This is a genomic window from bacterium (genome assembly GCA_035527515.1).
Classification (GTDB): Bacteria; B130-G9; B130-G9; order B130-G9; family B130-G9; genus B130-G9.
Genome location: DATLAJ010000146.1, coordinates 70,982 through 86,138 on the forward strand (window position 1 = coordinate 70,982; position 15,157 = coordinate 86,138).

At 57.0% G+C, this 15,157-nt stretch carries 7 protein-coding genes; 1 reads left to right on the forward strand and 6 read right to left on the reverse strand.

What is annotated here, in order from left to right:
- Nucleotides 1–26: 26 nt before the first annotated feature.
- The 5 genes from VM163_11970 to VM163_11990 form a co-directional block, all read right to left on the reverse strand.
- Nucleotides 27–323, reverse strand: a complete 297-nt coding sequence (locus VM163_11970) for an MTH1187 family thiamine-binding protein (protein HUT04593.1) — start codon at nt 321–323, stop codon at nt 27–29.
- An 87-nt stretch (nt 324–410) separates the two neighbouring features.
- Nucleotides 411–1,310, reverse strand: coding sequence for a hydroxymethylpyrimidine/phosphomethylpyrimidine kinase (locus tag VM163_11975; protein HUT04594.1), 900 nt, complete (start codon nt 1,308–1,310; stop codon nt 411–413).
- On the reverse strand, nt 1,270–2,232 hold the full coding sequence (locus VM163_11980; GenBank protein ID HUT04595.1) for a mechanosensitive ion channel domain-containing protein: 963 nt from the start codon (nt 2,230–2,232) through the stop codon (nt 1,270–1,272). Before VM163_11980 ends, VM163_11975 begins: the two co-directional genes overlap by 41 nt.
- A 228-nt stretch (nt 2,233–2,460) precedes the next feature.
- Nucleotides 2,461–3,753, reverse strand: coding sequence for a phosphomethylpyrimidine synthase ThiC (gene thiC / locus VM163_11985; GenBank protein HUT04596.1), 1,293 nt, complete (start codon nt 3,751–3,753; stop codon nt 2,461–2,463).
- Between the two features lie 153 nt (nt 3,754–3,906).
- A complete protein-coding gene (locus VM163_11990) occupies nt 3,907–11,391 on the reverse strand; it encodes a PQQ-binding-like beta-propeller repeat protein (protein HUT04597.1) in 7,485 nt (2,494 codons plus the stop codon).
- A 261-nt stretch (nt 11,392–11,652) separates the two neighbouring features.
- Here VM163_11990 and miaB point away from each other — a divergent pair, with 261 nt between their 5' ends.
- A complete protein-coding gene (gene miaB / locus VM163_11995) occupies nt 11,653–12,990 on the forward strand; it encodes a tRNA (N6-isopentenyl adenosine(37)-C2)-methylthiotransferase MiaB (GenBank protein HUT04598.1) in 1,338 nt (445 codons plus the stop codon).
- Between the two features lie 149 nt (nt 12,991–13,139).
- On the opposite strand, the gene VM163_12000 is transcribed toward miaB, so the two are convergent.
- Nucleotides 13,140–15,068 carry a right-handed parallel beta-helix repeat-containing protein gene (locus VM163_12000; protein HUT04599.1) on the reverse strand — a complete coding sequence of 643 codons (1,929 nt, stop codon included), beginning with the start codon at nt 15,066–15,068 and terminating at the stop codon, nt 13,140–13,142.
- Nucleotides 15,069–15,157: the final 89 nt, after the last annotated feature.

The window sequence follows — 15,157 nt, forward strand, 5'->3', positions numbered from 1 at the left end:
GCGATACGTCCTGCAAATGCCACTCTTCAGAGCTTGCTCTTGACCGCAGCAACCTTGCCATCCATCGTCAGCTGCTTGTCGCGACGCTCGTCTATCTTGATCGTGGTGGCCACACGCACAACCTCGTCGGAGAAGAGCGAGCTGTGCATCTTGCCCGCAACCGCAAGGACCTCGTCGAGCTCGCCCTCAATGACGGTCGCCATCGGCGTCAGCTGATACTTAAGCCCGCTTTCATTCAGCACACGCAGGCTTTTGGCGACGAACCGGCTGAGGCTGGGGGACCCCGTGCCTAACGGAACAACTGTTACAGAGCAGACTACCATCTGCGACTCCTCCTTTCTGGGAGATCAGTCATCAATTTGATACGTGATCAGAATCATACCACAACAGGCAACCGGGCGAGACTACGGTCAGACACACTCTAAAATGAACTGCCGAACCGCGGAGTGGTCAATGAGCCGCGACCTTTGGCCCTCAAGTTCGAGGGACGTGAGGATCGCCTTCTCGGTCAGGAATTTGGCCTTCGTTGCAGCTTCACGGAGACCCTTGCCGAGCACGAGCAGCGAGAGCAGGGACGCGGAGTAGAAACAGCCAGTCCCATGGACGGAAACCTTCTCGACCGACGAGGCGAGCCCGGTCTGGCCCGGGATGAAGTAGCCTTCGGAGCCATCAAAGAAAAAGTCCTCACCGCCAAAGCGCCCGCTGCCAGTGATCACAACGGACTTGGGACCCATTTGGCAGAGCCTTTTGGCGCAATCGTGGACGTCCGCTCGGCTCTTGATTGTCCGCCTAGCGAGAAGGCCGGCCTCATCGATGTTGGGCGTGATGACGTCTGCCATAAGAAAAAGATTCTCGCTCATCGCAAGCCTTCCACGAGGCGTTATCAATTGCTTGCCGTCCGATGAATGGAGGACCGGGTCCACGATGAGAATGCCCTCGAACCGACTTCTCAGCGCGCTCGAGAGCACGTCGATAGCTGCCTCGTCGCAGAGAAGCCCCGTCTTGATGCCCAGCACCTTACATGAACCGAGCATTGTCTCGAGCGACCTCCGCATCCGCCCAGCGCTACAGCACGACACCTCCAGGACCGAATCTGGCGTCTGAACAGTGATCGCCGTGGGAACGCCAAGGCCATAAAGGTCGAAAAGCTCGAACGTCTTGATGTCTGCCAAAAGTCCCGCACCGGCGGTGTTGTCCAGTCCCGCAAAAGAGAGGACACAGCGCTTGCCCGCCGCGCCGCGATCGGTTTCCGGCATGTCGGTCGGCACGTCAGGACTGGGCCTTGCCCCGTTTCCCTGAGCCCTGTCCATCTTCACTCGAGGAATCGCCTCGCCTCGGCGCCTGCCTCTCGATCTCGCCCCGGCTGTAGTATCGCACGGTAGGATACGCAAGCTCGATGTCGTCGTGCTCCGCAAACCTTGAGAGTATCTCCTCCCACAATTGGTGCTCGGTTGTCCTACGCTCCCTGGGCCGCGTCAGGTAGCGGATTGTCAGCCTAACGCCGTTGTCCTGAACCTTGATATAGACAATCGGCGTCAGATTGCGGAAGAATATCATGTAGCGCTGTGCCGCCTTCTTGAGCTGTCTCCTGGCGTCCTGCGACGTGTCGGCGAGCACGCGGGTCGCTATTTCTTCAAGAATCGACTTGACCTTCTGCCACTTGCTCTCGAAGGTGATAACGACAGAAAGCTCGTTCCATATATAATTGAAGTCCTTTGTGTAGTTCGCGAGTGGCTCGGTGAGGACCTTGCCGTTAGGCACGTGGATGAGCCGCCCGGAGCTCTGGTCCGCGTCAACCCAGTTGCCCACCTCAATTAGCGTGAACTCGAACAGCCTGATATCGATGACGTCGCCAGCATGGCCCGAGACCTCGATCCTGTCCCCCACTCTGAACAGCCGCCTTGAGTGGATTAACAGCCAACCGGCCATATTTGCGACTAGGTCTTTCAGTGCAAGCACAAGGGCTGCCGCCACTAGCCCCAGAAGCGTCGCTACTGAATGAAACGTGTCCGACCAGAGCCAGGCCAGCAGCACTATGACTAACACCGTAACCAGAGACGTTGTTCTCCGACGCCAGATGTAGGCCACAGTCGTGTCGGTAACACGCTGGTGTATTAGACTGAGAACAAGCATCCGCAGCAAGACAAAAACGGCGATCAAGATGATCGATACGAGGACCTTGCCCTGAGGGGAGGCCCGCAAGCACCACCAATTGAACGCGTCCGAGATCATCTGACCCACCGGTACTACGGCCTCTTCATCACAAGATGCGTTGGTTGCTCAGACACCTATAAATCGCCAACTGACCTCCCACCACTCGGCAGGTACCTCACGCTCCAAGACCGTGCCAGATAACGAAAACAGAAAGCCGCAATGAGAGGCACAGAGCACTGGATACCCGATCTCGCACGCCAGACTTGTCCAGCTCCCTGATGCGGTCCCGCACAATGCAGGAGCAACCTACTTCCTATCCTTTTTCAGCAAGGACCTTAAGCCCTTTATGGCACAGTACTCACCGCACATTGTGCACACATCATCGACATGCGGCCGCGATGAGCCCCTGATCCTCTCGAACCGACTCGGGTCAAGCGACACCTTTTTTTGCCCCTCCCAGTCAAGCTTGCCCCTCGCCTCGGCCATTTTGCGGTCCCTGTCCATGGCGCCCGGAACGCCCTTCGCTATATCCGCTGCATGTGCCGCTATCTTGGTGGCTATGACGCCCGCGCGAACATCCTCAACCGTCGGCAAAGCCAGGTGCTCTGACGGCGTTACGTAGCAGAGATAGTCCGCGCCCGCAGCTGCCGCAATCGCCCCGCCAATGGCGCAGGTTATGTGGTCCCAGCCGGCAGCGATGTCCGTAACAAGGGGGCCAAGCACGTAGAAGGGCGCACCATCGCACAGCTTCTTCTCGAGTATGACGTTCGCCTCAATCTCCGAGATGGGAATGTGGCCTGGGCCCTCGATCATGCACTGGACCTCGGCCTCGAGCGCTCGTTTATGCAGCTCTCCGATCCTTAGAAGCTCCGCTATCTGGCCGCGGTCCGTGGAGTCGGCCAGCGAGCCGGGCCTTAGGCCGTCGCCGAGACTCAAACAGACGTCGTATTTCTTGGCTATGGACAGCAGGCGGTCGAACTGCTCATACAAGGGGCTCTCCTGTTCGTTGAAGAGCATCCAGCTGGCCAGAAACGCCCCACCCCTGCTGACTATGTCCGTCGAACGCCCCTGGTCTATCATCGTCTGAACGACGTCCAAAGTAACTCCGCAGTGAACGGTAATGAAATCAACGCCGTCCTGGCAGTGGGTCTCGATCGCATCGAACATATCGTCCGGCGTCATGTGGACCACGCCCTCTCTCGAACGGGCAGCCAAGACCGCCGCATCATAGATGGGAACCGTGCCAACGATGACGTCGCTCACTCGCAGCACCGCTTTCCTGACCGCGCGAAGATCGCCCCCTGTGCTCAGGTCCATCACTGTGTCAGCGCCCGCCTCAATAGCGACCCTGACCTTCTGCACCTCTTGCTCGACGTCGATACGGTCCGTGGAGGTGCCGACGTTGGCGTTGACCTTGGTTGTCAGACCAGTGCCTATCCCGCACAACCTTCTGTGTTCGCGGGCTGTGTTGCACGGAATTACGATGTGGCCGGATGCGACACGGTCCCTTATCACCTCAGGGTCCAGGGTCTCCTCCCTAGCCACCTGGAGCATCTCAGGGGTTGTGTGTCCCCTCCGCGCCTCAGTTATCTGCGTCATCTTCTTGTTCAGATTCCTCTACCATATTATACCGCTAGGCCTCCCAAATACCCGCCCGAAAAACCGGCAAGCAAAACGCCTCGAGCAAAAAAGAAGGGCGAGGCACAATCACGAACCTCACCCTTCACTGAGTTAGCCTATGTCTAATTCATGTCATTTGTGAACTTGTGGCTGCACAAACGCCAAAGGATAACTCGTCCTGTTGGTAAGGTCTGTTATGGCACCATACAATAGGTATTGGCCCTCTTCCCAAATGACCGTCCCTCGACCGTTTATCTTGGTCGCGCTCGAGAACAATATGTCCCTGGCGTCCATAAACCACATGCTGTTGGGCGCGATCTCGTGATCGGCTATCCCGACGAGCTCGCCCATGTTATCGAACAAGTTGACGACAACGATGCCATTTTCATCGCCCTTGTTAGTGACCGAGACCCAGCTATCAACGCCATACTCATCATTGATCGACCAATACGGGATGAACATCGACCGGCTGTGCCTCGACTCGAAGTTGATGGCGAACCCGGTGTTGAACGTATCACTCTGGATAACACCCCAGACGTTCAAGAGTGGATTGGCGGCGCCTATGGAGATAGTGCCACTGCCGATGCCTTGCATGACGGGTGTCTCGCTCAGCTTGAGCATCCCCGAACTGTACAGACCTCCAAGCTGTGTCTGGATAGCACCCACAACGTTGCCGTTGAGGTCAAACAAACTCACAATTGCGGGGCCTGCGCTCTCCGTCAGGTTAGTCACTACCAGCCACGTATCCAGCTGCTGGGAGGCTCCGGTCACATTGATGGTGAAGTGCGTGCCCTCCGGCAGCTGCACTATCATCTCGCCGTCCGAGAACATGAAATAGAACCTATGCACGCCCGCCGTAAGGAACGTCTGGTATGAGTAACGACCATCATAAGGTTGGCCCTCCTCAAGAGTCATCCCTCGGTTGTCGTCATCGATCACGACCAGCGCGAAGAGCGGCAAATCACCGTCCTCATCGTAATAGTCAATCGAGAACGTTACGGCGTCCAGAGTCGTTGGCGCCTCGGGCGAGATCGCAAAGCCGCTCAACACTGGCGGCGCCTTGTCCGCGGATTTGGTCTCGGCGGTCCAAGACCGCGCCCCCACAGCCAAGGAGCCAGAGCTCAGGGCGGACCCATTGTGCGCAGCCTCCCGAATCGCATCAAGGTCAACGGGCTTCCCTTTCTTGCCCGAGAGCGAGCCCACAACGAGACGAGAGACGTTGTCGCCCAGGCCGTCTGAGAACCGGGGCATCTCCAGATTAATCTTAGCGAGCCCGCTGCGCCCGGAGCCACCAGACTGCAAGGCCCAATATGGCAAGTCTGCTGACAACGAAAATGGCTGATTGAAGCTTACCTCAAAAGCCTTGCTAGTATCCTCCGACATGATCATACCCCAAAGCGCTAGTATCCCGCGTTCCCAAATCAGAACGGCAGAGCCAGCCGACTCGGCATCATTGATGACGTCGCTGAGCCAGAGCGGACGGAGCACTCTAGGCTGTATGGTGAACGTCGTCGCACCGACCGAGTTGCCGTCGAAATCGTAGAAATCGACGTGAAGGTCAACAGAAGTCCCGCCGATGTTGCTTATGGCGAGCAACGTGTCTATCGTGGAATCGCTCGAAACCTGCCAGTAAGGCAGATAGGAGCTCCTGATCTGCGGGTCCTTGAGCGTCATGGAGACGGCCTGCGACTCGGCATTCTTTGTCATCGCCCACACCGCTATCGAGCCACGGTCCCAAGTAACCTTCGCACACCCAAAGTGCGACAACTGATCATCAAAACGCTCCGAAAGGTCAACCTTGACCTGCTCGCCCGGCGCTATCGTATGCGATATCGTGTCAATCTCCATACCCAGCAGCCCAGCATAAAGATGCACAACCACGTCCACCGACGACGAGAGCTGACTGGTTCCCGCATTACCAATCACAAGAGTCGTGTCCTGCCCCGTCGAATTCCTAACCTGCCAATACGGGATGTAAATCCCCGGCTCAACGATCGCCGGACCGCTTATCGACTCACTCGCGTCCTCGGGGAACCTTGTCGATGAGCCATCGTCATCAGTTGCCTCAAAATAGAAGGAGTGGTCATCACCCAGCCCGATCTGGGTCCCGCTTATCGTTCGTGCGTAAAGCCCATCGGTAATGATGCCCTCCTCCAGAATTAGATCGTACCGCGTCCCATCCAGCACGAGCGCCACCTCACTCGGCCTGACGCCATCGGGGTCAGCGAAGTGCACAGAGAAGACGAAGTCAACATCACTGTCGCCCGAAATCGGCGAGACATGGCCAACCAAAAGCGTTGGGATCGCATTGACCTGAGGACCATGGAACGGCTCCAGAGGAGGCGCAGGAAGCATTGTAGCCCCGCTCGCGGTGTCCTCGAAACCAAAGTAATAGATGTGCGAACCATATCCCATCAGCTCGCCCGCCATCGTGTATCGGTAAGTGCCGTCCGAATCAAAATCGCTGTAGAGCGACATCTGGTGAGGCACACCGTCAATGACGACGTTTGCTCTCGCTGGCGGCTGGTCATCGATGTCCTTGTAATGGACAGAATAGGTGTAATCGTCGGAGGTGTCCCCGCCTTCGGGCGTTACCGTTCCGTCCGCAAGGACAGGTGAGTTGTTGACGGTCAGGTCACTCAGCTCACCAACCACTGGGCCTTTGACCCATTCATTGACGGAGTACTCGAACTCGAAGTGGTATGTATGGTCGCCGACGCCCAGCTCCGCACCAGTCGTAGTATAGGTATAGGTGCCATTGAACGGCGTCTGGCCCTCGCCGGTAGGCTCAGAAAGCGCATGGGCCTTCCCGTCGATATAGACGACCGCCGAGACCGGCGGATCATCGTCAGGGTCAGAGAAATCAACCGATAATACAAACTCCTGGCTGAAGTCGCCATACACCGGATCGACTCCCGGATTAGTCAGGTCCGGCTTGTTGTCAATGATCGGGCCCGAAAACTGGCCTTCAGGCGCAGCTGCCGGCAGCAATACGGGAGTGTTACCTACCCAATTGCCATCTGTGAACTCGAAATAATAGGTGTGCTCGCCCTTGGACAGCGTGAAATCCGTATAGTACTCGTATCCACCATTCGAGGGAACGCCAACTCCGGTGAACATCATATCGTGAGCCTCGTCGTCGATATAGACACTCGCGTCCAGCGGCTCATCGCCATCCGCGTCGAAGAAGTGCACGCCGAAGCGGAACGACTGGTCGCTGCCACCGATCGAAGGCGAGACTGAAGGATCGGTCAACACGGGCGGAGTGTTGAAGCTCCTGTTGGCTATCCTGTAGATGTTGCCATCCCAACAGCCGAAGAACAGCTGACCCTCATCATACTGACTGGTTCCGTATCCCTCGCTGCCAACGCTGCCAAGCGGCGCTATCGACACGCCAGATATCCAAACCTGGCTTCCGACGTTCTCCCACCAGGCTAACTCGCCCTCTTTGCGCGCAACGAAATCAGGATCGGTAGGCGCCCGGACTGCGTAAAGCTTCGCATCGCTCGCCCCAAAATAGACTACGCCCGCAGAGTCCACGGTAATGGAACCAAATATCGAGCCGCCTGGCACGAACGACCATCCAAGCTCTCCAGTATCCTTGTCAATCGCATAAAGCGCATCTGACGCGAGATATACATAGTGGCCGTCAATCGCCGGCGAAGAGTACTGCACGGGAGCGCCCGTGTCGTACTTCCATACCATCATCGGCTCAAAGCCAGCGACAGTGAAGTCATAATCAAGCCGATAGAGGCAGTGATCGAACGACCCGATATAGACAGTATCCACGTTGCCATTGGTCTCCACTGAAGGCGAGCTGTTGACCATGCCGCCCGTCTCATACGTCCAGACCAACAGACCACCCGAGTTGACGGCATAAACGTAGTTATCGTAGGACCCGAAATAGACAGTGGAATCTGTCCCCTCCGCCGCACTGCACTGCACCGCGCCACGCGTCGGGAGGTTGTAGGACCACTTCAACGTGCCATCCCGGCCCTTGATGGAGTAGAAGGTGCCAGAATAAGAGCCTATATAGACGTCGCCGTTGACGCCGACACAAGGGGAACTGTCCGCGATATCGGCAGCGCTGAATATCCACCTCAGCTCGCCTGTCCACGTGTCCAGCGCAAAGACTGTCCCCGACCTCGAGGCGACAATGATGCTGCCCTCTTGCCCAAGAGCCGGCGTGCAATCCACGTAGTCGCCTGTGTCGTATTGCCACAACACGTGCGAAAAATCGCTTGCTATGGCATACACCCTGCCATCGCGCGACCCAGCGAAGATGGTCGATTCGGACCCTCCAATCACCGGGGTGCCCTTGACGGGCTCGCCTATGTTAAGCGTATCCATAACCGGCATCGTCGGCCCAAACGCCTCGTTCTCGAGCGAGTTATTGTCCTGATACCGGTTGAAAGAAGGCCACTTGGCGATTGTCGGCCCTACATATTGAAACTCTGGGGCGGTCGCCCTTGCGATCGACGGCGGCGGATTCCTCTCAACATCAGCGTTGCCGGGGTCCGAAGTCAACACGCCGCGGCTCCTAGGCTCGTTGTAGAACGGCATCTGGCCCTCGTAGTAGAAGTCAAACCAGAACGAGTGCTCCCCATAGTCCAGATACACCGTCTCGTAGGTGTAGAGCCCATCGAACTGCGAACCGTTCCCAGGCAGAAGCTCCATGTCATACTGAACATCATCGATGTACATGTGGGCATTCAGCGAGCCTACATCACCGGTATTGATGCCGGACGAGCGCCTCTTCGGGTCGAAGAAGCGGATGCTGTAAGTGTAAGCTCCCGGCGGCCCGACCGCTGGTGTTACCTTCCCATTACGCAGAAGCAGTGTAAACAGCTGACCGTATTCGGGCAGCCTCGTTGTGCAAGGCTCCACCTCATCCCTCGGCCAATCCGGATGAACGGCGGTCGGGGCGTCCGTGAACTCGAAATGGAAGCTCGGCGTGTCGTTCGTCGTGGTCATGTGGAACGAATACCTATCCTCCCAAGGCACTGAGGAGTTACCTATCACGGAGTCTCCACCCATCGTATATGCTATGTTGTCAAGATAGACCTCTCGAGCCCGGGGTGAATCCTCGTCAGAGTCGTAATACCAAACCCAAAGGTCAACAACGCTCTTCTTAGGCCTAGATATCGTCCCGTCAAACGTAACATCCGTCTTGACAAAATATAGCTCGGGACACATATTCGGCCCCCCATAGACCTCCGAGACGATCGGCGAGTTCGCACCAAAGCCATCCTCGGTCTCGAAGAAGTAGTTGAAGCAGCCATTCTGGTTGTAATAAATGTATTCCCGGAGTGACGGGGCCGCGACCGAACCGTCAGAAATATACTCGTATGTCCCCAGCCGGCGATCGTCGTCGCCAGTGTCGAGCTGATAAATCATCCCCTCCCACAAGCCATAAGGTGGACCGACGAGACTCGTCGGGCGCGCGGCGCGGTTAGGATTGTCTGGGTCGATGTGATACGGCGGGTATTGTTGGAAGGGGTCCTCCAGAAACCTCCAGAATGTATGGAACCCATCAACGTACAGGATTATGGGATTCTCCGGATGCGGGACTTCATCGTCATAAACACCCACTGAACCGCAATCCGGGTCGAAATAATCCACGTCATACGTAAACACCGTCGGCAGCCGGGCCATCCGGTTCTCCTCGGTGTAGCCGACCTTTGGATCCACATCCGCAAACCTGAACCGGCCCACAACGTTTTCCTTTATCTTCATCACCCAGCCAGTGCCGTAAAGATCGCCACTGACTTCGTCCTCGTTGCGGCCATCGCCACGGATGTAAATGTATCCGCCGGAGATTATGGGCGAACAGGCTATAGTCATATAGCGGTGGGGATAGACCTGCTCGTGAAACGGCACTTTCTCAAGGCCCCGGTGATTCTCCTCACTGTCCGTGTGGTATTCAAAAACGACATCACCGGCCAGATAGCCCATCAAATCGTTGTTCGTCGAGGTGACAACCTCAAGCCAGCCATCGCTCGTCATCATCCAGATCAGGCCGTTGCCGTCCATAGCCGGAGATGGAGCCACCTCGTAGCTTCCGTCAGGCGTGAAATTCCATTCCCCCGGCGGCTGATCGGCGGAGCAAGAGGTTTCCCACAGCCCCATACCCTCCGTGGCGCCGAAGTAGTTCGTGGCAACATCCATGCCCGTCATGATATCGACACCGTGCAACGAGTGATCGCTTTGGACATAAATAGCATTACCTGCAAGAATCGGCGTCGAGGCTGTCGGCCCGCCCAGATCGTATGACCACCTGAGCGCTGATGTGTACTTACGAGGGAACGCCCCCACAGCTATCCCAGGAGGTGGGATATCCGGGCCCATTATGTACTCGTCATTGTTGTCCTGCCACATTGGCGCTGGGGGATCATCTGCGCTCCAACCTAGAAATTCCCAGTCGTGCTCCGCATACCACGAATCCTCGAGACACAGAAGAGTCCCGGCCGGATCGCAAATATAAATTGTGGACGTCGTCACGCCAACGTTGTTGTACATAACCGGCGGCGGTGTTCCCGCTGGAGCGTCTGGGGGCGGCGTGCCCTCAACACGGTCCTTCTGGAAATTCCACATTCTCGGCACGATCACGGGCGAACTGACCAGCGGCGAGCCTGCACTGCTTACCTCGTATGACCACTTCAAGTTAACTGGCGCCGGATCGCCTAGCGGGGGTGGCGGAGGCGGAAATAATATCGGAGGCGGAGACCACGTCGTGGCAGCAATCGTGTGCATCGCATAGAGGTTGCCATCGGCGCCCGGTGCGTAAATCGTCCTGGGTTGTCCCAAGCCCATCCAGTATGTACCCCCTCCAGCCGCTTGCCCAGGTGTGTAATCCCAATATGTGTATTGGCTACTGCAAAGAGCCGGCGAGGCACATACATCAGCTCCCAACGGTGTCTGTGGGTCCATGCCATACAACCAAACAAGAGATCCCTCATCAAAGTCGCCAAAGGCATGAATAGAGAATCCATAACCGACCGAACTGCCGGCCGAGTTCCCAAAAACGTAAATGCGCTGGTCGTTCGTATCTATCATGATGTCCGAGGCGTCACTTCCGCCACCCAAGAATGGCGTGGAGAACAGGAGCAGAGCATTACCCATGTTGTCCGGGTCTCCATTCGGATCGTAGCAGTCGAGCGCAAGGCCACCCGTCCCCCTGCCTGCGAAATAGAACCTGGTCTCGTCCGGACTAAGCGCGCCGGTGTTCCAGGTGCCGTTCGGATAAGCCCCCATCAGACTCTGCCAAAGCAACTCAGGAAGCGTGCACCCCTCTTCGTCAGGAAGGCCCTCGTTAATACAGTAAAGCGCAGTTATGGTACCCATCGCGCCATCTATCGTTCCTAGACAGTAGATCCTGCCGTTCGAATCAATAATGTGGTTGGACCTGCTGTATCCGGCCTCGTAGCTCCAGTGAATGGTTAGATTCTGACTAGAGAGGGGAGGGCCCTCCTCAAAAGTCCCTCGCTTGTTCTCATAATCAAAATGAAGCGTGGGCCACGCTCCCCCGGTGATCCCCTGACCAAAAGCAGAAGACGCCACAAAGGCAAAACAAGCCATCGCCAGCAAAAGCAAACTGGTCGTAGAAGCTCTTTTCATAATCCCTCCTCAGATTCTCTGATCGACTATCGCAAACCCAGGAATGAATATATCCCCAAAAATGCACTGTCCATCAGCAAGTTGCTACGCAACTGCCGAAAAAACCTAACAAATCTCCTCTATCAACAACAAGCACACCTCTTGTGCTTATATTCTCTTGCACTCATAATATCCTGCATTACTATGACCAAAGTCAAGGCTTATCGTGTCGACGCGGGAATCGTCCCGATCAAACTTATTTCGCGCACCAAGAGACCGACATTGGACAACAAAACATACTCGATTATCACATTCGGCTGTCAGATGAACAAGCTCGACAGCGAGGTCGCGGCCGGCCATCTCCAGGCCGCTGGACTCACCCCAGCACAAACGGTCGAATCCGCCGATCTACTGCTCGTGAATTCATGCTCAGTAAGGGCAAAGGCACAGGACAGAGCCACCACCACTCTCCACAGCCTTCCCCAGACCAAAAACGCGACTCGCTCAACTAGGCTGGTCGGCATCATGGGCTGCGTCGCTCAACAGATGAAGGAGAAACTCCTCGATGCCCCGTTCAACGCTGATTTCGTTATTGGCGCACGTGCCCTGCCCCGACTCCCAGAGATCATCGACAGACTGCTCGCCGGTGAGCGCAAGATCGTCGCATCTGAGTCGGAGCGGCCGGATTGCGATTACGACCCCGCCGTCATCCACCGAACAGGCAAGCGCAGCGCCTACGTTGCGGTATCGAGAGGATGCAGCAACCTCTGCACCTACTGCATTGTCCCATACGTCAGGGGACCAATCTGGCACCGAAACCCAGAAAACATCATCAACGAAGTTAGCCAGCTCGTGCAATCAGGCTATCTCGATCTCTGCCTGCTCGGCCAAAACGTCAACAACTATTCGCATGGCCGCTGGCACTTCACGCAGCTGCTCGAGCGCCTCGCCCAGACCGACCGCCTGAGGCGCCTTCGGTTCATCACAACGCATCCAAAGGACCTGAGCATCGAGACGGTTAAGTTGATGGCTCATCCGCCGCTTGTCCCCTACATCTCGATGCCGCTTCAATCCGGCTCTGACCGCATATTGCGCCTCATGAACCGGGGCTACACGAGGACAGAATACCTCGAGAAGGTCGCCTGGCTGCGAGAGCATATTGATGGCTCGTTCATCTCGACCGACATCATGGTCGGATTCCCAGGCGAAAGCGAGGCCGATTTCGAGGACACACTTGAGGTAGTGCGCCTCGCCAAGTTCGACAACATCTATAGCTTCATCTACTCACCACGGCCATTTACGAAGGCCGCCAGTCTCAAGAACGAGGTCCCGAGAGACGTTGTCAAACAACGCTTCAAAAGACTGCTAGCGCTGGAGCGCCAAAACAACATCGATAGCCTGCACCGCTTCGTCGGGAGCACTCTAGAAGTATTGGTGGACGGTGCCAGCAGGAAGGACCGAGCCGTCGCCTGCGGGCGTTGCCCTCAGAACGTCGTTGTCAATCTTCCACACGACAGCTGCGAGGTCGGCGAGCTCGTGCTGGCCACGATAACCACGGCCGGCATACACAGCCTGGTCGGAAAGGTAACGAGGCGCTTGGTGCCCGCAGCCAAGTCCTAGCGGCGGAGTGCCCACGGCACTCGACCCAGTGTCTGGGCACCCGTAGCTTCTTTTACCTCCGGGCGCAGCTCGTCGGCTCGCACGTGCCGAGCTCGCCTCAACTGACCACGCCCAGGGTAATGGTCTGGCCTTGCCACTGCGATTCTCCCCTACATGATGCGAAATTGCACGCTTGCGATGGAGCCGATGGGGCGGAAAGGCTCACGGGCACGACTGAGCGCAGCAGCGAAGAGGTAGTCGCCGGGGATGACGTGCTCGTTCAGCGTGAACTCAAAGATGCAAGCCGGGCCGAAATGAAGCCCTTCGTCCAACAGAACGTCGATCGCGTAGGGCGTGAAGTCAGTCGTGAGGCCGTCCGGCGTAATGTAAAACACCGTCCCGTCAGCCGCTACGAACGCCGCATAGAAGTCAACCCAGATCGGCCAGCCATCGTTCCCAACTGCTACCTGCGCCCGCAGCCTGTCCCCAGGCCCCAGGGCCGGCGCCTCTGCCGCCCCTGCTATGATTGCGCCTCCGCCGATGCTTGCCTCGATTGTGGGCGGCGTGGCGGCGTAGTGGTAGCCGATATCGACCAGCTCAGTGTCGAAGGCGCCGTCCGTCCGCGTGGTGAAGAAGTTCATGCCGGCGATTGAGGCGCTTGTGGAGCCGGCGTCGATGCACGGGCTGTCCGCATCCTCTCCCGCCTCGGCCGACGATAGGTAATAGTCGCCCAGCGGCCCGCTCGCAAATATCGGGTCCCCCACGATGTTCCCCACCCCGGGGTAGCCTCCCTCAACGCAGCAGTATCGAACGCTAAGCGATGACCCGCTCAACTCAGTCTTGTTATTCCGTAAAATGCAGTTCCGAACATTCACGTCGCTCGTGCTGGAGGCCCGCAGGCCTCCCCAGCTAGGTTGATATCTACCCCAAGAGTCGGTCCAGCCAGCTCCATTGTCCAGGATTGTGCATCCCTCAACATTAAGCTGGTCCGCGTAACAACAATAGACGCCCCCTCCAGAGTTTCCCGAAATCAGGCAGTTCCGAACGACGTCATCTCCCACCCCCTCAGTGGCCCAAAAGTTAATCCCGCTCCGTTGGCTGTCGAGAATCCTGCAATCCGCTATCTTGACGTGGAATGGAGCGGCGATGTACCTGAAGTCGCCGTTGCACCAGACCCCATAAATGTTGTTCACGACAGTGCAGTTCGTCATCTCCAGCGAGAACCTGTCCCCCCTAGCCTCTCCGTCGGCTGCCGACGTGTAGGGTAACGGTGGCGCCGACCAAGCCGTCCAACTCACGCCACTAAGACCGCTCTCGTAGGGCCTGTCCGCTATGAGACAGTCGCGGATGGTGGTTTCGCCCCAGATGCCTCGATGATCGTAGTAGATCTCCCCGTCTATCCCGCCGCCAATTAGCTTGCACTTCTCGATCAGGTTCCGGCCATCCTCGAGGCTGATGCCCCCACCATAGAAACTACACCGCCTCACCTCCGCCGAAGAAGCATTTAAGGCTAGGCCCCCGTCCACGAAGGTCGAATCCTCCACTGTAGCGTCTCGCCCCTTAAGATACGCCAAGCCCGTCAAGACACAAGCATCTACCCTAATGCGAGGGCTTTCACAATTCATGCTGAACCATGCTTCCTTCCCAGCAGTGGCGGTGCAACGTTCAATAATGATCGAGCCTTCCTCGGCCCCGGACGACGATGCGTGCAACGAGAGGCACGAGGCCGAGTTCCCGGTTAGCTGACAGTCTCGAACGACCACACGCCTACAGCAGTCGGTCCATATCCCTCCTGAGAATAACGACCGGCTCACCAGTGCCAGCCTTTCTACCCTCAGATCATCTATGTGGGTCGCCTTGATGATCCGCTCATCTTCTGTGTCACCCAAGAGCCTGGTCGTCTCGCTCCCCTGACCAAGCAGAGAGGTGGAGGACATCAACTCCAGAGGAAATGTCTCCCCGTTAGTCTCCCAGGAGTAAGTCCCGGCGGCGACACTAATGGTCGCTGCCGTCGTCCCAGCCACATCCAAAGCGTGGGTAATCGTCTCGAAGGCTTGGACTGTCATCATCGCCCGGGCTTTTTTTGACTTCTTGCCCACAGCATTGTCATAATCCCTTCACTCTCGATTGGACTTTACATTTTTGGCCTAGGCGGAACAAAGATTCAGCTGCGGTGTTGGGTCTATGG

Bases quoted from the DNA above. Each gene is read 5' to 3' on its own strand.
- VM163_11970 (HUT04593.1), bottom strand. From the start codon at position 323: ATGGTAGTCTGCTCTGTAACAGTTGTTCCGTTAGGCACGGGGTCCCCC.
- VM163_11975 (HUT04594.1), bottom strand. From the start codon at position 1,310: ATGGACAGGGCTCAGGGAAACGGGGCAAGGCCCAGTCCTGACGTGCCG.
- VM163_11980 (HUT04595.1), bottom strand. From the start codon at position 2,232: ATGATCTCGGACGCGTTCAATTGGTGGTGCTTGCGGGCCTCCCCTCAG.
- thiC (HUT04596.1), bottom strand. From the start codon at position 3,753: ATGACGCAGATAACTGAGGCGCGGAGGGGACACACAACCCCTGAGATG.
- VM163_11990 (HUT04597.1), bottom strand. From the start codon at position 11,391: ATGAAAAGAGCTTCTACGACCAGTTTGCTTTTGCTGGCGATGGCTTGT.